At 67.6% G+C, this 19,245-nt stretch carries 17 protein-coding genes; all 17 read left to right on the top strand.

The window, feature by feature from the left end:
- The first annotated feature begins 132 nt into the window (after nucleotides 1-132).
- The 17 genes from sitA5 to tssG all read left to right on the top strand — a co-directional run bounded on the left by sitA5 (nucleotide 133) and on the right by tssG (nucleotide 19,232).
- Nucleotides 133-1,578, top strand: a complete 1,446-nt coding sequence (gene sitA5, locus DB31_RS51215) for a SitA5 family polymorphic toxin (RefSeq protein ID WP_044185751.1) — start codon at nucleotides 133-135, stop codon at nucleotides 1,576-1,578.
- Nucleotides 1,579-1,592: 14 nt separating this feature from the next.
- The gene (locus tag DB31_RS10135; protein WP_044185749.1) at nucleotides 1,593-2,345 is read left to right on the top strand and encodes an immunity 52 family protein; all 753 of its coding nucleotides are present in this window, start codon (nucleotides 1,593-1,595) and stop codon (nucleotides 2,343-2,345) included.
- 223 nt (nucleotides 2,346-2,568) lie between these two features.
- On the top strand, nucleotides 2,569-2,862 hold the full coding sequence (locus DB31_RS10130) for a hypothetical protein (protein WP_044185747.1): 294 nt from the start codon (nucleotides 2,569-2,571) through the stop codon (nucleotides 2,860-2,862).
- Between the two features lie 106 nt (nucleotides 2,863-2,968).
- Nucleotides 2,969-3,508 (top strand): hypothetical protein, encoded by a 540-nt coding sequence (locus tag DB31_RS10125; protein ID WP_044185745.1) that lies wholly within the window; start codon nucleotides 2,969-2,971, stop codon nucleotides 3,506-3,508.
- Nucleotides 3,499-3,987: a hypothetical protein gene (locus DB31_RS10120; protein ID WP_044185743.1), complete on the top strand. Its 489-nt coding sequence runs from the start codon at nucleotides 3,499-3,501 to the stop codon at nucleotides 3,985-3,987. The genes DB31_RS10125 and DB31_RS10120 overlap by 10 nt, the downstream gene beginning before the upstream one ends.
- 161 nt (nucleotides 3,988-4,148) lie before the next feature.
- Entirely contained in the window at nucleotides 4,149-4,715 is a 567-nt protein-coding gene (gene tssJ / locus DB31_RS10115; RefSeq protein ID WP_083968104.1) for a type VI secretion system lipoprotein TssJ, read from the top strand.
- The gene (gene tssK / locus DB31_RS10110) at nucleotides 4,712-6,094 is read left to right on the top strand and encodes a type VI secretion system baseplate subunit TssK (RefSeq protein ID WP_044185741.1); all 1,383 of its coding nucleotides are present in this window, start codon (nucleotides 4,712-4,714) and stop codon (nucleotides 6,092-6,094) included. The genes tssJ and tssK overlap by 4 nt, the downstream gene beginning before the upstream one ends.
- 24 nt (nucleotides 6,095-6,118) lie before the next feature.
- A complete protein-coding gene (locus DB31_RS10105) occupies nucleotides 6,119-6,823 on the top strand; it encodes a DotU family type IV/VI secretion system protein (protein ID WP_044185739.1) in 705 nt (234 codons plus the stop codon).
- Nucleotides 6,824-6,835: 12 nt separating this feature from the next.
- A complete protein-coding gene (tssM, locus tag DB31_RS10100; RefSeq protein ID WP_044185737.1) occupies nucleotides 6,836-10,477 on the top strand; it encodes a type VI secretion system membrane subunit TssM in 3,642 nt (1,213 codons plus the stop codon).
- Complete coding sequence (gene tagF, locus DB31_RS10095; protein WP_044185735.1) at nucleotides 10,465-11,400, top strand: type VI secretion system-associated protein TagF; 936 nt, start codon at nucleotides 10,465-10,467, stop codon at nucleotides 11,398-11,400. Before tssM ends, tagF begins: the two co-directional genes overlap by 13 nt.
- A gap of 23 nt (nucleotides 11,401-11,423) precedes the next feature.
- Complete coding sequence (gene tssA, locus DB31_RS10090; RefSeq protein WP_044185733.1) at nucleotides 11,424-13,064, top strand: type VI secretion system protein TssA; 1,641 nt, start codon at nucleotides 11,424-11,426, stop codon at nucleotides 13,062-13,064.
- A 66-nt stretch (nucleotides 13,065-13,130) separates the two neighbouring features.
- The gene (gene tssB / locus DB31_RS10085) at nucleotides 13,131-13,631 is read left to right on the top strand and encodes a type VI secretion system contractile sheath small subunit (protein WP_044185731.1); all 501 of its coding nucleotides are present in this window, start codon (nucleotides 13,131-13,133) and stop codon (nucleotides 13,629-13,631) included.
- A gap of 42 nt (nucleotides 13,632-13,673) precedes the next feature.
- The gene (gene tssC / locus DB31_RS10080; protein ID WP_044185729.1) at nucleotides 13,674-15,158 is read left to right on the top strand and encodes a type VI secretion system contractile sheath large subunit; all 1,485 of its coding nucleotides are present in this window, start codon (nucleotides 13,674-13,676) and stop codon (nucleotides 15,156-15,158) included.
- 161 nt (nucleotides 15,159-15,319) lie between these two features.
- The gene (gene tssD / locus DB31_RS10075; RefSeq protein WP_044185728.1) at nucleotides 15,320-15,811 is read left to right on the top strand and encodes a type VI secretion system tube protein TssD; all 492 of its coding nucleotides are present in this window, start codon (nucleotides 15,320-15,322) and stop codon (nucleotides 15,809-15,811) included.
- A 68-nt stretch (nucleotides 15,812-15,879) separates the two neighbouring features.
- Complete coding sequence (tssE, locus tag DB31_RS10070; protein WP_044185726.1) at nucleotides 15,880-16,272, top strand: type VI secretion system baseplate subunit TssE; 393 nt, start codon at nucleotides 15,880-15,882, stop codon at nucleotides 16,270-16,272.
- Between the two features lie 24 nt (nucleotides 16,273-16,296).
- A complete protein-coding gene (tssF, locus tag DB31_RS10065) occupies nucleotides 16,297-18,039 on the top strand; it encodes a type VI secretion system baseplate subunit TssF (protein ID WP_044185724.1) in 1,743 nt (580 codons plus the stop codon).
- Complete coding sequence (tssG, locus tag DB31_RS10060) at nucleotides 18,003-19,232, top strand: type VI secretion system baseplate subunit TssG (protein WP_063769199.1); 1,230 nt, start codon at nucleotides 18,003-18,005, stop codon at nucleotides 19,230-19,232. Before tssF ends, tssG begins: the two co-directional genes overlap by 37 nt.
- The last annotated feature ends 13 nt before the right edge of the window (nucleotides 19,233-19,245 follow it).

The following is a 19,245-nucleotide window of genomic DNA, read 5'->3' as shown; positions in this document are numbered from 1 at the left end:
GGCCGTATTGCCCGCGCCTCTCGTATTCGCCACCATGCTCGATGCACCGGTTCCAGTGCTCGCGGCACATCTCCTCGCGCGCTTTAATCTCGGGGGGCTCCCGGCGCGGGAGCCATGCTCCGGAGGCTGCCCATGCCGCGCTTGGTGGTGGTGCTGCTGTTCGTGGTGTTCTCGGGGTGCAGCGCCTCAATGAAGGCGGTGGTCCGCTTGGACACAGGCCAGGGTGCGCCTCGGGTTTATTCGCCGCGCGGCGACGTGGACCCGGTGTCCCTCAGCGCGAAGGAGTTCAGGAAGGCCGTCGCGCAACAAGCCCCCTTTGTGCTTCCCGTGGAGCGGCCCTTGGAGCACGCCCGGCAGCTGTTCGGACTGCCCGAGCGAAGCGGTTGGTACCGGTACGAGGGCCGGAGCCAGCGCCTCATGGTGTCGGAGCCGGGGAGCCCCCAGAACCTGCGCCTGCTGCCCGAGGACGAGGAACTCAAGCGCCGCTACCTGCTGTGGTGCGGTGAGGAGTGGGGAGGGGGAGATTGCCTGCGCCTGCTGGTGGACAGGCCCTTCCTGGATGGGGATGCCAAGTACGCGCTGGCCATGGCGATTGCGCACAGCAAGGTGCTGGGGGCGATGAAGGAGGAACTGGCCCGGATGGTGGACCCCCAGGCGGTGGTGGCCACGGTGGTGGGCGGGCTGACGCTGTACGCGATTCTGCTCGCGCTGCCCGAGCCGGTGAGCAAGGGCGTGGCGGCGTTGATGACGCTGGGGGCCATGGCCTACCTGGGTTGGGACACGGTGTGGCGGCTTGTTGACGGGTGGCTGGTGCTGATGAGGGAAGTGGATCAGGCCACCACCTTCGATGGCATCTACGCCGCTGGGGAGAGGTTCGGGGACACGATGGGGGAGAAGGCGGCGCGAGCCTTCGTCATGCTGGGCACGGTAGCCGTGGGGAGCACGGCTTCGGGGATGGCGTCCACGCTGCCGAGATTGCCGGGAGCCGGACAGGCAGCGGTGGCGGCCGAGGCGCAACTGGGCCTGCGCTGGACGGCTCCGGCGCTGGCCCAGGTGGAGGCGGTGGCCCTCACCTCTGAGGGAGTCACCCTCGTGTTGGCCCCCAACGCGGTGGCAATGGCGGCGCGCGGCAACTCGGGCGGCGGGACGGGCGCGCAGGCTGCGCCGCCCACCTCCGGTGGCCCAGGGGAATGGGTCCAGGTGGAGGAGTCCATGTCCGAGAGCGCCCGGACCTATCAGGCTCACATGACGGGGGCACCCCGGGGCTACGCCTACCGCGTCAAAGTCGGGGACGAAGAGGTGGATTTTGACGGCTTCGAACAGGGAGTTCTGCTCGAGGTCAAAGGTCCCGGCTACGCTCAGTGGATCACCCGGAAGCTGGACTTCTTGCCAAACTTCAAGGGCCGTGACCGGTTGCTGAAACAGGCGGAACGCCAGATGCGAGTCGCCGATGAAACGCCCATCCGGTGGATCGTCGCGGAAGAGAAACTCGCAGGTGCGCTCAGGAAGCTGTTCAAGGCGAACGGCTTCGAAGACATTGAGGTCGTTCATCTTCCCCCAACCCCCGTGCCCCCGTGAGGAGCCGCTGTCCGATGATTGAGACGTATTACGTGGGCTCCTACTGGCTTGCCCGGCCCGAAGCGGCCTCAGTGTGCGCACAACGCGCGGAGCGCTTCTTCCGCCTCTTGGGGCGCTGCGATCCGGCATGGACCCGTTGGTACGAGCCTGCGGACTCCTTCGAGGATGCGCGCCAACGTCCGTTCGCAACCGATGCGGCGAACTTCCAGAAGTTCTTCGCGCAAAAGGACAACCAGGTGGGTGACAGTTTGTCCTTCCACCTGTGGACGGGGGACACCTTGGAGGAGACGTCCGGCGTGGATGGGAGATGTGGTTCAGCGAACCGTCGGCTTGCCTCCCTCTGCTTGCTCAAGTCCTACAAGCAGGAGCCCCCTGTGGATCGGGTGCTCACCGCTCCCGTTATGACCGAGGTGCTGCGCGCGATGGCCCTGGCCTGGGAGCCGGAGTGGGGAGTCGCTACTTCCGAGGCGCACCGGGACAGCGTGACGGAGAAAGCGAAGGCGGGCACCTTCGTTGGCTGGGTGATGTATTTCTCGCGGCTGCGAGGCACCGTGCCCTCGCTGCCAGCCCCCGTGCGCATCGAGCCGGTGGAGGATAAGGGGACGCTCGTCATCCTCACTCCCGAGCGGTTCACCGTTTCCAACTCAGAGCACGTCTCGCTGGCCGCTCGCGTGCACGAGTTGCTGGACCAGGCAGGACTGCTGCGGCCGTTGCAGCCATGGCCGGTGGGCGAGGGCGGGAGTTCAGGGCTCACCGGTGAGCCCTGAAGGCCGGACAGCCGGGGAGAACCCCAGGCGGCCACGGCTGACCCGTCTCCCAGCGTGGACGGACCGTCCGCGGGCGTGGACGGTCCACGGGGAGGCCCTGTTTCGCAAGTGCTTGTTTTCACTCGCGCCCAAGCGTTGGCTCGCCGTGTGCTTTGGACCGTTCCGCCGCACAGACCTGCAGCCGGAGAACGCAGGGTGCGTTCCCCCCTCAAAGGAATCTCGGATGTCCAATACGAAGAAACTGAACGAATCCGCTCTCACTGTGCCCAAGAGCCGCTCTCCGTCGTCGGAACTGGAGCTGCTGTCCGAGCAGTACACCCTGGCGGCCGCTCGGCGTTTCCCGAAGGGTTCGCAGGTGAAGGTGACATTGCGTGAAGAGAACGGCGAGGTGCTGATGGACATCGAGGGCGTCCCGGAGGATTCCGTTCATCTGCTGATCGACGTGTTCACCCGCCCGCTGCCCCCGCTCTCCGATGCCCTGGGGCCTCAGCGGCCGTTGCCAGTCCGGCCGTCCTGAACTGCGGCCTGGAGTCACGGCCCCGCGTTCCCGCAGCAGGGGATGCGGGGCTTTTTTCACGGTGGGCAGGCTACAGTGAGCGCCCCAGCCGGTAACGGAGGGAGCGATGGCGGACGAGACAGACCCCCAGGACGCAGCGCCCATCGAGCCGGCCCGAGCCTCGGTCTTCCGCGTGCTGGAGCGGGATCTGGAGCGGCAGGGGACGCCCGAGGCTGTCCAGTACCTCCAGTACCTCATCCAGGCGCGCCCCGAGGCTGTGGAGCGGCAGGGGCCGTACAAGCGGGTGAAGTTCGGGATGTACCAGCGCGTCTCCGAGTACTCCACGAAGTACAGCCCGGTGACGGGAGAGCAGCGCTCGTGGCTCTTCGCAGCCTTCACCGAGCGATGTGGACGGGGGCTCACCAAGGCTCAGGCGCTGGAGGTGGCGAAGAAGGCCGCCCAGCCTCCTGAGGACGCTGTGCTCGAAGTGGCGGACTACGAGGAGCAGGCCGGCGAGGAGGTCTTCGTGGCGCGCTGGGGCCACGTGGTCAATGGCATCAAAGTGGAGCGCGATTACATCCAGGTGCTGGTGAACGGGGCGCTCGGGCGGGCCTTCGCGATCCACCGCCGCTGGCACACCGTGGACGAGAAGCCCTCATGGCGATGACTTCGCGCGTGCTGGGGGCACTGAGTGCCCTGGCCCTCGTCTTCTCCTGCGCGGCTGGCTCGGAGCCTGCCGCCCCCCAGCAGCCCCCTGCATCCAAAGAGCCTGCGAGGCCCGTGAAGATCGAGATCATTGAAGAGGAGCCGTTGCGAGGCTTCCTCGCCCAGGGCGGGTGTGTGGCGCTGGGCCAGGTGCAGCGCGTGGAGCACTTCAACGCGGGCACGCGCGGCTCGCGGTTGCGTATCCATATAGAAGTGGAGAAGCAGCTCGAGGGCTCGCTGCCTCGCCAGCTCAGCTTTCTGACCTGGGGAGTTCCGGGTGACGTCCAGGTAGGGCAGCAGCTGATCTTCGCCGTGAAGCCGCCGGCCCCCCAGTCCCCGGATGCGCTCCTCCAAAGCTTCTATGGGGTTCCTAAGGGGAGGGGAGAAGAAGCTGTCCGCGCTCAGCGGGAAGTTCTCGCGAAGCTGAAGCAGGCTCGGTAACCCGGTCCTACTCTCCAGGTTTCGCGGGGGCGCAGCGAGGCACATGCCCTGTGCGGACAGCTCCCTAGGGAACCCCCCAAGGACCGGGTAGCTGCCTTGAACTGAACGGTTCGGTGTGGCAGCGTTCCGCCGCATTTTCACGTGCTCTGACAGGGGTTTGCATGCTGGCCGGGAGGTGGCGGCAGATCTGGGACAGCAGTGGGGGAATCGGGTTGCGCGGGGCGCTGGTGCTCGCGGCTTCGGTGTGGCTGAGCGCCTGTGCGACGGCCAAGCCGGCCGAGCCGTGCAAGGAGCCACCCCCCATCGCTGTCCTTCTCGAGGCGAGTGAGCGCCTCAATCCGGATGACAGGGGCAACTCCCTGTCGACCATTGTCCAGGTGCTCCAGCTCAAGGACATCCGCCGCCTGGAGGCCGCGGAGTTCCAGGACGTGTGGCAGCGCTCCAAGGAAGTCCTCGAGGACGATCTGATCGCCTCGGACGAGCTGACGCTCCAGCCGGGCCAGTCGCTCACGCGGCAGCTCGCGCGCGATCCCAAGGCCACCTACGTGGTGGTGCTGGGCGTGTTCCGCAAGCCCGCGGGCCAGGTGTGGCGCTCCATCCTGCGGCTGCCGGAGGTGACGCCCGAGCTGTGCGCCGCGGCGAAGAAGCCGGGGGCCCAGCCGCCTCCGCTGCACTTCTATCTCGAGGACTACCGGGTCGAGGCCCGCGGCCGGGTGGAGGGGCGATGAAGATTCCTCAGCGTGTCGTGTGGTCCGAGGGGATGTTCATGAATCCCCAGCACCTCCAGCAGGCGGACCTGTACCACGAGTCCCTCCTGTCGGCCCGGCTCGGCGCCATGACGCCCTACGACTGGGGCGTGGTGGAGATGGAGGTGGATGACAAGGCGCTGGCGGCCGGTCAGTTCCAGCTGCTGCGCTTCTTCGGCATCCTCCCGGACGGCCTGCCCGTCACCTTCGAGCGCGGCCAGCCCGAGGAGCCCCAGGGCCGCCCCATCGAGGAGCACTTTGGCGCCTCCAAGAAGTCCCTGGAGGTGTACCTCGGCGTGGCGCGCGAGCGCGATGGCGTGGCCAGCTACGGCGAGCCCAGCGGCTCCACCACGGCGCCGCGCTTCAGCGTGGTGAACCGCTCGGTGGCGGATCTCATCACCACCGAGTCCGTATCCGCCGTGGCCTTCGCCCAGCGCAACATCCGCTTCCTCTTCGGCACCGAGCCCCGCGACGACTACGAGGTCATCAAGATCGCCGAGCTGGTGCGCGACAAGACGGGCGCCGCGGTGCTGGCGCCCTCGTACATTCCTCCGAGCCTGCGGGTGTCCGGCTCGGCCTACATCCTGGCCAACCTGCGGCAGCTGCTGAAGTCCATGTACGGCAAGCAGCGCGAGCTGTCCGACACGCGCCGTCACCGGGACGAGGCCTCGCTGGAGTTCACCGGCGCGGACGTGACGAAGTTCCTGCAGCTCAGCACGCTCAACGGGCTCATCCCCCAGGTGGCCCACGCGGTGGAGGCGGCGGACATGTCGCCTCAGTTCCTCTACCTGCTGCTGTGCCAGGCCGCTGGGCAACTCTCCACGTTCTCCACGGACTCGGATCCGGCCAACCTGCCCAAGTTCCAGTACACCAACCTGCGCGCCACCTTCGAGGGACTCTTCCTCAAGCTGGAGGGGCTGCTGCGCTCGGTGGCCATCGAGCAGTCCGTGGCGATTCCTCTGGAGTCCCGCAAGGACGGCATGCACCTGGCGCGGCTCGAGGACGAGCGCCTCCCGCGCTGCACGCACTTCATCCTCGCGGTGAAGAGCGAGGTGGCCGAGAAGAAGACCGCCGACGAGCTGCCCGCCCTGGCGAAGATCGCCAGCTGGGACGAGATCAACAACATCATCCAGGCCGCCACGCCCGGCGTGCCGCTGACGGTGACGTTCCGGCCTCCGCCGGAGATCCCCGTCAAGCCGAAGGTCGTCTACTTCTTGCTCGACATCACCGACCGCTATTGGAAGGACGCCATCCAGGATCAGACGCTCGCCATCTACCTGCCGCAGCCCTTCGACCCTTCGCGCACCAAGCTGGAGCTGATGGCGGTGCCGGGGAAGAAGGATGGCAGCAAGGGCCGCTGAAAGACCTCTGGGGGAAGGTAAGAGATGGACAGGCTGAACCTGATCACCAAGGACTGCTTCGGCGCGCTGCTGCAGATCCGCCAGGCGGAACCCAGCGCGTTGCCCGCGCCCGAGCAGGTGCAGGATCGCCTGCGCCGCTTCGTCAGCGAGATGATGCGCAATGCTCGCGACGAGGGCCTGCCGCAGCAGGACGTGGATGACATCGCCTACGCCCTCGTGGCGCTGGCGGATGAGCTCGCGCTGAGCAAGTCCGACGAGTTCCGCGAGTACTGGCTCAGCAACCTGCTGCAGTTCCAGTACTTCAAGGAGAACCGCGCCGGCGAGGGTTTCTTCACCCGGCTCCAGGACATCCGCAAGGATCCCCGCCGCACGGAGGCGCTGCGCGCCTACTACCTGTGCCTCATCTTCGGCTTCCAGGGCCGCTACCGCGTGCGCGGCGGCGAGCTGGAGCTGATGCAGCTCATCGAACAGCTGCAGAGAGATTTGGCGCCCTCGTTCAAGTTCGACACGGAGACGCTGTCGCCTCATGGCGAGCGGCCCGCGGGCAACCTCCGCGCGTCCAAGCGGACGCTGCCGCTGGTGGCCATCTCCGGAGGTGTCGTCGTCTTCGCGCTGCTCGTCTACGGCGGGCTGCGGCTGGGGTTGAGCAGCAGCGTCTCCTCGCTCGTCGAGGAGATCGAAGCTTCCTCCACCACGTCTTCTTCTCTTTCCCCGGCTGCCAAGCCCTGACGGAGCTCGCGGATGCTCAAGTACATCTTCGCCGCGCTGGCGGCCGCGATTCTCTGGGCCGTTGTCCTGGTGTTCCAGCTGCCCATCTGGATCGCCATCCTGGCCACCACGCTCATCATCGCCGGGCTGATCGCGCTCATCGCGGTGCGGCAGATCAAGGCCGCCAAGGCCGCCGGTGACATCGAGAAGGCGCTGTCCGCCCAGGCGGACGCCCAGGCCGCCAGCGCCCGGCCGGACCTCCAGGAAGAGGTCCAGCAGATGCAGGCCGAGTTCGTCAAGGCGATCGCGGCGCTCAAGAGCTCCAAGCTGGCGCGGGGCAAGGGAGGCAAGGAAGCCCTCTCTGTCCTGCCCTGGTACATGATCATCGGTCCGCCGGGCTCCGGTAAGAGCACGGCGCTGCGCAACTCGGGCATCAAGTTCCCGTACCTGTCCTCGCGCGGCGGTGGCGTGAAGGGCGTGGGCGGTACGCGCAACTGCGAGTGGTGGCTCACCAACGAGGCGGTGCTCCTCGACACGGCCGGCCGCTACACCACCGAGGACGATGACCGGGACGAGTGGTTCTCCTTCCTGGACATGCTCAAGCGCACGCGCGCGAAGAAGCCGGTCAACGGCCTCATCGTCGCGGTGAGCGTGGGCGACATCATCGGCATCGACGAGGAGGAGACGATCCAGCTGGCCCAGCGCCTGCGCGAGCGCGTGGACGAGCTGATGGAGCGATTGAAGATGATCGTTCCCGTCTACCTCATGTTCACCAAGTGCGACCTGCTGGCCGGCTTCGTGGACGTGTTCGGTGACTTGTCCAAGACGGACCGTGGGCAGATCTGGGGCTTCACCACGCCGGTGATGGACAAGGGCGAGGACCTGGGCGCGGTCTTCAAGGAGAAGTTCGACGAGATGGCCGAGGTGGTGGAGCAGCGCTCCATCCAGCGCATGGGCGAGGAGCGCCACCCGGAGACGCGCGAGCGCATCTACCGCTTCCCGCAGCAGTTCGAGGGCCTGCGCGAGAACATCGCCGTGATGGTGCAGACGCTCTTCGCGGAGAACGTCTACGCGGACACGCCGGTGATGCGCGGTGTGTACTTCAACAGCGGCACGCAGGAGGGCAGCCCGATCGATCGCGTGATGAACGCGATGGCGGACGCCTTCGGCATCCGGCAGTCGCTGCCCACCAGCAACAAGCCCGCAGTGGAGTCTCGCAGCTACTTCCTGCGGGACGTCTTCGCGAACGTCATCTTCCCGGACCAGGACCTCGCGGTGCAGAGCACGGCCGAGGACCGGCGCCAGCGGCAGATGCAGTACGCCTACGCGGGCGGTGCGCTGTTCCTGGCGCTGCTCATCCTCCTGTTCCCGACGATCGCGTTCTTCCGCAACCGAGAGATGATCTCGGACACGCGGAAGCTCTTCCTGGCGCAGAAGGACAGCCAGGCCAGCACCTCCACGGCCTCGATCGCGGTGGAGGATCTGCGGGTGCTGAGAGACAGACTCGACGAGCTGCTCAAGTGGAAGGAGGAGGGGCCGCCCACGGGCATGCGCTTCGGCATGTACCGGGGCGATGGGCTCTTCGAGCCGCTCACCAAGTTCTATGGCGCCGCGGTCCGGCGCACCTTCGTGGAGCCGGTGCTGGCGCAGGACATGAAGGATCTGACCACCTTCGCCAAGCGGCACGAGGGCGAGGAGACGACGATCCCCGACGAGCGCGAGTACGCGCGCTACTTCAGCATGCTCAAGCTGAACCTGCTGCTGACGGGCCCGCGCACGGAGTCCGAGCCGCAGCTCGGGGACAACGAGCGCGCCTGGATCGTCGCCAACCTGGTGAGCCGCTGGGCCAACCGCTCGGGCTTCGCGGAGAGCGCGGATCGCCAGCGCATCCTCGGCGAGCACCTGGACCTCTACGTGAAGCTGCTGGCGCAGGATCAGTCGCTGGCCTTCACGCGCAATGACAAGGTCATCAACGACACGCGCGCGGCCCTGGGCAAGCTCCCGTTCGAGCGGCTGCTGCTGAACCAGATCGTCGCGGATGTGGGCCGCGAGGCGGACCTGAAGCTCTCGAACATCCTGGGTGGCACCGCCTCCAACATCAAGTCCAAGGGCATCGTGCGCGGCGCCTTCACGCGCAAGGGCTGGGACAAGGTGGTGAGGGATCGCTTGGAGTCTCCGCTCCAGAACGCGGACCTCTGGGTGCTCAGCCGCACGACGAAGGACTCCACGGACGCGGAGATCGAGCGCATCATCAAGGCGCTGACCTCGCTCTACTTCGAGCAGTACATCGCCGAGTGGCAGACGTTCCTCGGCTCGATCGAGGTGGCGCGTCCGGGCACCAACGCCGAGGTGCTGGCCGCCCTGGAGGAGCTGACCCGCGGCAAGCCGCCCCCGCTGGCGCGCCTCTTCTCGTCGCTCTCGTACAACTCCAAGCTGCCGAACAAGACCGCCACCGAGGAGCTGGGTGACGATCTGCTCAAGAAGCTCAAGGACAAGATCAACAAGGGCGCGCCCAAGGACATGAAGGACGGCGTCAACGCGGGCATCAAGTTCGCCACGGCCAGCGAGGACACGGGTGAGGTCGTCTACACGGCGCCGCACGTTCAGGCCGCGTTCGACTCGCTGGTGAAGTTCGGCGTGGCGCCGCCCCCGGCCTCGCCCGACGCGCCCCCCGAGTCCGTGCAGCTGGACCTCTACCAGGAGCAGCTGGTGTTCATCCGGGACGCGCTGCGCCAGTTCCTGGAGAACCCCTCCGAGGGCAAGGCGCTCAACTCTCGCCTCGCCACCGCTCGCGTGCAGATCCAGTCGCTGGTCAACGGCCAGGAGGATCCCAACATCCGCCCGGTGCTCGGCAAGCTGCTGATGCCGCCGCTGGAGGCCGCCACGTCGCTGGCGGGCCGCGAGGCGGGCACCGCGATCAACCAGAGCTGGTGCAGCGAGATCGTGGACGCGTTCAAGCGCAACCTCGCCAACCGCTACCCCTTCAACCGCAATGGCCACGACGCGGCGCTGGCGGACGTGGGCGAGTTCTACCGCCCCAGCAGCGGCACCATGTGGGGCTACTTCGATACGTCGCTCAAGGAGGACGTGCGGCGCGCGGGTGACAAGTTCCAGTTCATCAAGAAGCTGGGCGGCTCGCCCCTGCAGCCGGTGGTGCTCAACTTCCTGAAGCGCTCGTACGATATCTCCACGTCGCTGTTCTCGCCCAACGGCGCCGAGCCGCAGATGAAGTTCTCCATCAGCATCCGCCCCTCGCCGCAGCTGTCGCAGATCACCTTCTCGGTGGACGGCAAGGAGGTCGTCTACAAGAACGAGCCCGAGCGGTGGACGCAGTTCACCTGGCCGGGTGACGGCAAGACGTCCGGTGCCTTCCTCAAGGTCCGGAGCCCCAAGAGCAGCGGCCCCGAGGAGCTCATCCGCGAGGGCGAGTGGGGCCTGTTCCGGCTGATGGAGGAGGGCGTGGCCCAGATCGACAAGGGCTCTCGCGTCTTCACCATGACGTGGAAGATGCCGCAGACGAAGTCGGAGGTCGTCATCGACTTCAAGCCCGAGCGCACCGCCACACCGTTCTTCGGCACCTCTCCGGGGCCGGGGACGCCGGTGCTTCAGCCGTTCCGCGCCGCTGGCGTGGCACCTCCGCGGACCATCGGAAGGGGGGCTGGATGTTCGGAGTAAAACCCAACAGCGTCGCGTTGCTGGGCAAGGCGCCGTGCCAGGGAGACTTCATCCGCTGGAACGCCGCCGATCCCGTCTCCGCGCAGTTCCACAAGTGGCTGGAGGAGGGGCACGAGACCGTCCGCCGTGCCAACCTCACGCTCCCGGCCGAGCCCATCTGCTTCGTCTACAGCGCCGCCGGTGGCCGCCAGGCCCTGCTGGGCATGATGGCCCCCAGCAGTGACAAGGTGGGCCGCCAGTTCCCGCTCACCGTCTACGTGCCGGTGGACCTGGGGCCCATTTCCGGCAACGCCGCCACATTGTACGGCTCGCACCAGGCTTTCTTCGCGGGCGCGCGGCAGCTTCTGGCCGATGCAGCGAAGCTCTCCGCCGATGAGCTGGCCAAGCGCGTGGAGGCGCTCAACGCGCATGCGAGCGGGGACTCGGCCGCCGCGGACACGTACCGGCGCCGGGCGCTGGCGGCTCCGGCCTCGGCGCTGACGTCGCTCTTCACCGGCGATGGCGTTCCGGCGTTCACGAAGTACTACGCCTTCCGCACCTTCACGATGGCGTGCAACGCCGAGCGCGGGAAGGAACCCTCCAAGCCCGGTGTCACGCTGGACTGCCCCTTTCCGGAGGCGGTGGGGCCCTATCCGTGGGTGGAGATGGCGCGCCGCATGCTGCAGTGGCGCGGCATGACGCCGGCGCTGTTCTGGCACGGTGGGCCGAGCCCTCGGCTGCTGGTGTCGCTGGGGCCGCCGTCCTCGACGCTGCTGCTGCACCTGGCCAAGCCGGATCACTCCAGCATGAAGCTCTGGCCACTGAAGACCAAGGCAACCAACGCCATCGAGACCGCCAAGCAGGCGCTCACCGCCAAGCAGAAGAGCGCGCTCGATGATGACAGCTCCACGACGGAGTCGGTGATCCTGGCGTTCTCGAGCTGAGCGCCAGCAGGGGGAGAAGTGACATGGCAGTCTCGATCGACCAACTGAAGGAGAAGGCCAAGAACTGGATCGAGCCGTGCTCGACGGCCGCTCCGGCGGGCGCCACCGCGAAGACCAACCCTCAGTACGAGGCCGTCATCGCCGAGATGGCCAAGCTGGAATCCGTGACCGGTGGCGCCGTGGACTGGCCCATGGTGCTCGACTCCAGCGGCAAGGTGCTCCAGTCCGTCTCGAAGGATCTCCGCATCGCCACGTACATGGCCTTTGGCCTGTACCAGACGCAGGGGCTGGACGGACTCGCCACGGGTCTGGTGGTCGTCTCCGAGATCATGGACCGGTACTGGCCAGGCCTCTTCCCGGAGCTGGCCCGCATGCGCGGCCGCGCCAACGCCCTCGGCTGGCTCATCGAGCGCACTACCTTGACGCTGGCGGACACGCCGCTCGACAGTGGCGCCAAGGAGCGCGTCGAGGCGCTCGATGTGGCCGCCGCCCGGCTCGCCGAGGTGGCCCGGCAGAAGTTCGAGGCCAATGGTCCCGCGGTCCGGCCGCTGCTGGAGAGCGTGCAGCGCCTGAAGGCCTCGCTGCCCGCGGAGGCCCCGCCGCCTCCACCGCCGCCGCCGCCTCAGCCCAAGCCCACCACCTCGGTGCCACCGCCCCCGGCCATTGCTCCGGTGACGGCGCCCGTGGCTGCACCCACGCCCGCTCCGGCGGTCGAGATGCCCGCGGTGGCTGCGCTGGCCGGCCCCGAGGGTGTCACCGACTTCCTGCGCCAGACGGGCTCGGCGCTGCTGAACGCGGCGAACACGCTGCGGCGCGCGGTGGCTACGGATCCGCAGTCCTACCGGATGCTCCGCGTCGGCCTCTACCTGCACCTGGTGCAGCCGCCGCCCTCGGACGCCGCCGGGAAGACGTCCATTCCTCCTCCGCCTCCGTCGCTGCGCACGCAACTGGAGAAGATGGCGCAGAACGGCAAGTGGGCCGAGGTGCTCGAGGAGTCCGAGTCCGCGCTCACGCAGTACCGCTTCTGGGTGGATCTGCACTACCTCAGCGCCCGCGCACTCGCGGAGCTGGGGCCTACCTACGCGCCCGCGCGCCAGGCGCTGCTGATCGAGCTGGGCTCCTGGCTCAAGCGCATGCCCTCGGTGCCCAAGTTCCTCTTTGGCGACGGCTCACCCTCGGCCAACGGAGAGACGCGCGCGTGGCTCGAGTCCGAGCTGGCCCCACCCGCCGCGACAGGTGGCGGCGGCTCGGCGTCCAAGGACGAGGCAGGGGAGGGCGATGACGAGGCGGCGGCGCTCACCGAGGCGCGCAAGCTGCTCGGCGGCGGCAAGGCCCCCGAGGCGATCGCCCTGCTGCAGAAGCGCGTGGACAGCGCCACCTCCAGCCGCAAGCGCTTCAAGGCGAGGTTGGCGCTTGCGAAACTTTGCGCTGCCAGCGGCCAGACCCCTGTGGCCCGCGCGCTGTTCGAAGCGCTCGATCGCGAGGCAGTCGAGCGGGGGCTGGACGTGTGGGAGCCGGTGCTAGCAGCGGAGTGCTTGGAGGGCCTCTTGGGGGTTTCCAAACCCCAGCCCAAGGCGGGTGAGGGACTGGTCTCGGAGTTCAACGCCCGGTATCATCGGCTCTGTCTGATTGATCCCAGTGCTGCCCTGAGGGTGTCTCTGTGAGTGGGGGGGCCCCCTTACAGTGAGTTCCGCGCGGGATAACGCAGTTTCCAACCAGGAGGTCACCAGGTGAGCAAGGAAGGGTCTGTTGCGCCGAAGGAGCGCGTCAACATCGTCTACAAGTCCGAGACCGGAGGCGCGCAGGCGGAGGTCGAGCTTCCCCTCAAGGTCCTCATGGTCGGGGACTACACCGGCCGCAAGGATGATCGCCCTGTCGAAGAGCGCACGCCGATCAGCATCGACAAGCAGAACTTCAACGAGGTGATGGCCAAGCAGAACCTCGGCCTGGACATCAACGTCGCCGACAAGCTCTCCAACGAGAAGGGCGCGGAGATGGCCGTCTCGCTGAAGTTCTCCACCCTGGCGGACTTCACCCCGGAGGGCCTCGTCAACCAGGTGCCCCAGCTCAAGCAGCTGCTGGAGCTGCGCGCGGCGCTCAACGCCCTCAAGGGGCCTCTGGGCAACGTGCCGGCCTTCCGCAAGAAGATCCAGGCGCTGCTCGGCGACACCGAGGGCCGCCAGAAGCTGATGTCGGAGCTGGGTCTGGGCGCGGATGGCAAGAAGCCGTAAGCCCCGCCGTCACGCACGCATTCTGAGAGAGGCTGAAAACGGATGAGCACTGAAGCCAAGGCGGGTACCGCCGCAGCAACCACGGTCGACGCGCAGGGATCCCTGCTGGACGAGATCCTCGCCGAGACGAAGATGAAGCCGAGCGACGACGGCTATGACGTCGCCCGGAAGGGTGTCCAGGCGTTCATCGCGGAGATGCTGGCCCCGGGCCGCTCCGCCGAGCGCGTGGACAAGGCCCTGGTGGACGCGATGATCGCCGAGGTGGACGCCCGGCTGAGCGCCCAGGTCAACGAGATCCTCCACCACCCCAAGCTCCAGGCGCTCGAGTCCGCCTGGCGCGGCATGAAGTTCCTCATCGACCGCACGGACTTCCGCGAGAACATCAAGGTGGAGATGCTGAACGCCACCAAGGAAGACCTGCTCACGGACTTCGAGGACGCTCCGGAGACGGTGAAGTCCGGCCTGTACCGGCTGGTCTACTCCAACGAGTACGGCGTGTTCGGTGGCAAGCCCTACGGCACCATCTGCGCCAACTTCGACTTCGGCCCCGGCCCCGAGGACATCGCGCTGCTGCAGAAGTGCGCGTCCGTGGCGGCCATGGCGCACACGCCGTTCATCGCCAACACGTCGCCGGAGTTCTTCGGGGAGACGAGCTTCCTGAAGCTGCCGGGCCTCAAGGACCTGAAGTCCCTGTTCGAGGGCCCGCAGTACGCCCGGTGGCACAGCTTCCGCGAGAGCGAGGACAGCCGCTACGTGGGCCTGGCCATGCCGCGCTTCCTGCTGCGGCTGCCCTACGGTGAGAAGACCATCTCGGTGAAGAGCTTCAACTTCAACGAGGAGGTCGTCGGCCACCACGACAAGTACCTGTGGGGCCATGCCTCCATCGCGCTGACCAGCCGGATTGTCGACTCGTTCGCCAAGTACCGCTGGTGCCCGAACATCATCGGCCCGCAGTCGGGTGGCGCGGTGGAGAGCCTGCCGCTGCACCAGTACGAGGCCATGGGCGAGATCCAGACGAAGATCCCCACCGAGGTGATGCTCACCGAGCGCCGCGAGTACGAGCTCTCCGAGGAGGGCTTCATCGGCATGGTGTTCCGCAAGGAGTCGGACAACGCCGCCTTCTTCTCGGCCAACTCCGTGCAGAAGCCCAAGTTCTTCGGCAACAGCCCCGAGGGCAAGGCCGCGGAGACGAACTACCGCCTGGGCACGCAGCTGCCGTACATGTTCATCATGTCCCGCCTGTCGCACTACCTGAAGGTGCTGCAGCGCGAGCAGATCGGCAGCTGGAAGGAGCGCTCGGATCTGGAGCGCGAGCTCAACCAGTGGATCGGCCAGTACGTGGCGGACATGGATGATCCGGCCCCCAGCGTGCGCTCCAAGCGCCCGCTGCGCACGGCGAAGATCAAGGTGGAGGATGTGGAGGGCCAGCCGGGCTGGTACCGCTGCAACCTCCAGGTGCGCCCCCACTTCAAGTACATGGGCGCCTCGTTCACGCTGTCCCTCGTGGGCAAGCTGGACAAGGAGTAGCGGAGTTGGGGGAAAACCCCCTACTCGCCAGAGCCTCCGGTTTTGTGGGAGCCGGAGGCTATACTCGCAGGTCCGGGCTCTCCGGAGGGGGGGCCCCTTGAAGCAGCTTCGCAGTCACGCGCAGTCATCACGCTGAAGCTAGCAAGACAAGGAGAAGCGCCATGGCCGAGACAGTACACCTGTTCCTCAAGGCGAACGGGACGGACATCAAGGGTGAGAGCACGCAGGTGAGCCTGGGCCGCCAGGATTCCATCGAGTGCGTCTACTACGAGCAGGCGGTCATCACCGCGCGCGAGGCTGGCTCCGGCATCGCCACGGGCCGCCGCCAGTACCAGCCGCTGCTGGTGCGTAAGCGCATCGACAAGTCCTCGCCGCTGCTGATGAAGGCGCTGTGCGAGAACCAGGCGATCGACGCCACCTTCAAGTTCTTCCGCCCCAACCCCACCGGCGACGGCACCACCGAGCAGTTCTACACGGTGGGCTTCAAGAAGGGCCGCATCGCCAGCATCAAGCAGGTGGTGCCGGACACCATCGTCCCGGCCAGCTCCACCGAGCCGCCGCTCGAGGAAGTGACTTTCGTGTTCCACACCATCGGGTGGACGTACACCAACGGTGGCGTGACGCACGAGGACACCTGGGATCAGCAGCGCTGAGTCCCTGGCCCGCCGCGCGCCCGGGTTGAAGCGGGCGCGCGGGGGCAGGCTTCGGAGAGGACACGACAGTGGCGGGGCGTGGGCTTCTGTCACGTATCGAGTCTGAGGAAGGGACGTCCTCGCGCAGCCAGGACGCCTCCGCCTCCATCGTCGAGCACTTGCGGGTGTTGCTCAACACGCGCAAGGGGGACTCGGCGACGGTGCCGGGTTTTGGAGTGGTGGACTTCACGGACCTGGTCCACACGTTCCCCTCGGCCATCCAGACGTTGCAGGCGGCCATCCGTGCCACGGTGTTGGAGTACGAGCCGCGCCTGCGCAACGTCAGCGTCCGTCACGTGCCGGATGAGGATCCGCTCGTGCTGCGCTTCGAGATCAGCGCGCAGCCCGCGGATCGCAGCGCCCGCGGCGTGCTGCGGTTCCGGACGCAGATGTCACCGGGAGGGAAGGTCGAGGTCTGGTAGCAGCGTGCAGGTGGGGAGCCACGGGTGTTCAGCAAGTACTACCAGAGCGAGCTCGCATACCTTCGAGAGATGGGGAAGGCGTTTGGAAGCGCCAACCCCGCGCTGGCCGGCATGCTGGTGGAGCGCGGCGGCGATCCGGACGTGGAGCGCCTGCTGGAGGGCTTCGCCTTCCTGACGGCCCGCATCCGCGAGCGCATTGACGACGCCGTCCCCGAGGTGGTGCACGGGCTGGTGGATCTGCTGCTGCCGCACTACCTGCGGGTGCTGCCGTCGGCCTCGGTGGTGGAGTTCACCCCGCACGCGCGCTTGCTGCGAGGCCGCTCGCGAATCCCCGCGGGCGCTGAGGTGGGCTCCAAGCCGGTGGATGGCACCACGTGCGTGTTCCGCACCACGCGGCCGGTGGATCTGCTGCCGCTGACACTGGTGGAGACGGTGCTGGATCAGTCCACCCAGCTGGCGCCGGTGCTGCGCGTGCAGCTCCAGGTGGCGGAGCAGGGGAGGAGCGAGATCTTCCAGGAGGAGGGGTTCTCCCTCTTCATTCATGGCGAGCCCGCCGTCAGCTCCACGCTGCTGGTGTGGCTGATGCGGCACTGCAAGGGCGTGGTGCTCAAGGGCTCTGGCGGTTCCGAGACCGTGCGGCTGCCGCCGAACAGCCTGCGCGCGGTGGGCTTCGCTCCAGAGGATCAGCTGCTGCCGTGGCCGGCGCGCGCCCCCGAGGGCTACCGGCTGCTGCAGGAGTATTTCACGCTGCCGCAGAAGTTCCTCTTCGTGGAGGTGCGCGGGCTGCAGGCCGCCGCCGGGCTCACCGGCCAGAAGCTGGAGCTCATCTTCGAGTTCGAGCGGCCTCCGCCGCTCACCGGCCGCGTGCCGAAGGACATCTTCAAGCTGCACTGCGCGCCGGTGGTGAACCTGTTCTCCACCACCTCCGATCCCATCAAGGTCGGCACCATGGGCCACGAGCACCTGCTGCGTGCCTCCGGGCTGGATCCGGAGCACATGGAGGTCTACTCGGTGGACACCGTCACCGGCCTCCAGGCTGGACGCACGGATCGGCTGGACTACAAGCCCTTCTTCGACTTCGCGCACAACACCGGGGACAACGCGCGCTTCTTCCGCCTGCGCCGCTCCCAGTCGCCGCTCAATGACGGCATCGACACCTTCCTGTCGCTCGGCAGCCCGCGCGACGTGGCGCCCTCGGCCACCGAGGAGACGCTCTCCATCGACCTGACGTGCACCAATCGCTCGCTCCCCACGCGGCTGCAGGTGGGGGACCTGAGCATGCCCACGCCGGCGTCGCCCACCACGGCCAAGTTCCGCAACATCATTGCGCTGAGCAAGCCGGTGCGGCCGCCGCTGGGCTCGGAGCTGCACTGGCGGCTGCTGTCACACCTGGCGCTGAACCAGCGCTCGCTGCTGGACCCTGGCACACTGAAGGCGCTGCTGGAGCTCTACAACTTCCAGGCGACAGCGGATCAGCCCACCGCGCGCGCCAACACGCTGCGCATTGATTCCCTCACGGCCGTGGCGGGCAAGCCGGCCACGCGCTTCCTGCAGGGCGCTCCCGTGCGCGGCACCCAGGTGACGGTCGACGTCGAGGAGGCCGGCTTCACCGGCCTGGGAGACGCCTTCCTCTTCGGGAGTGTGCTGGATGAGATCTTCGCCTCGTACGTGAGCCTCAACGCGTTCAGCGAGCTGTTGCTGCGCATCCAACCCTCTCAGGTGGAGTACCGGTGGCCTCCTCGCAACGGCCGTCAGCCGATCCTCTGAACGGGGAGGAGCCACCGGACGAGGAGTCCGGAGAGCTCGCCACGCTCTCTCTGGCCTCGCGGCTGGAGAAGCTGACCTCGCGCGCCATGCAGGTGCGAGCGCAGGGCGGCGGCGATCAGACGGTTCGCTTCCGCTTGGACACTGCGCTCGAGTTCTCCACGGGCGACGTGCGCTTCACCTCGCTGGTGGCCCTGCTGGAGCGGCTGACGAGCAGCGCGGTGCGCGTGGGCGGAGACGGCCCGCCCGCGGAGGAAGCCATCCGCTTCCGGCATGATCCGTCCCTGGTGTTTGCCGCGGGAGACGTGAGCCAGGTCCGGCTGGTGCCCCAGGTCTCCGAGTGGGGCGTGGAGCGGAGTGGCCCCAAGCACGTCTTCGAGGTGGTCACCACCTTCCTGGGCCTCACCGGCGCGTCCTCGCCGCTCCCAGGCTATATCGTCGAGGAGATTGCCCAGGAGGATCCGGACCGCCCGCTGAAGCGGCAGTTCCTGGATCTCTTCCACCACCGGCTGGTGTCGCTGCTGTACCGGGCGCTGTCCCGCTACATGCTCGAGGCGGAGACGACGCGCGCCGGGGATGACGTGTGGACGCGGCGCGTGCTGGCGCTGGCGGGCCTGGACACCTACGAGCGCGGCCCCTCGGTGCGCCTGTCCGTGTCCCAGCTGCTGCGGCTGGCCCCGCTGCTGTCCACGCGCGCGCGCACCGCGCAGACGCTGGAGCGGGCGCTCGCGGACGTGCTGCGCGAGGAGCTGGGCGAGGCCCGCGTCTCCGTGCGCCAGTTCGCCGGGAGCTGGGTCGAGGTGGAGAGCGAGCAGCGGATGATGCTCGGCAAGATCAACTCGCACCTGGGCCGCACCTCCATGCTGGGCGGCAAGCTGTTCGACCGCGCCGGCAAGTTCATCATTGGAATCTCTCCGCTGGATGGGCCCACCTACCACCGGCTGCTGCCCGAGGGCGACTTGATGCCCCTGGTGCGCGAGGTGGTGTCGCTCGTGGTGCGCGATCCGCTCGAGTGTGCCTTGGAGCTGGGCGTGCGCGAGGACGTGCTGGGCGCCTTCCAGATCAAGAACAAGAATCCCGCCCGACTTGGGCGCAACACCTACCTGGGTGGCCGGCACGGCGCCGTTCCCCGATTGAGGACGCGGATCGTTCCGCTGCCTCTGCCGACGGGGAGCGGGGCCTCGGCGAGCCCCTAGCAGCACCTGCACT

Source organism: Hyalangium minutum, from assembly GCF_000737315.1.
GTDB lineage: Bacteria > Myxococcota > Myxococcia > Myxococcales > Myxococcaceae > Hyalangium > Hyalangium minutum.
The sequence above is the reverse complement of the archived record's forward strand: the minus strand, read 5'-3'. Positions and strand labels throughout refer to the sequence as shown.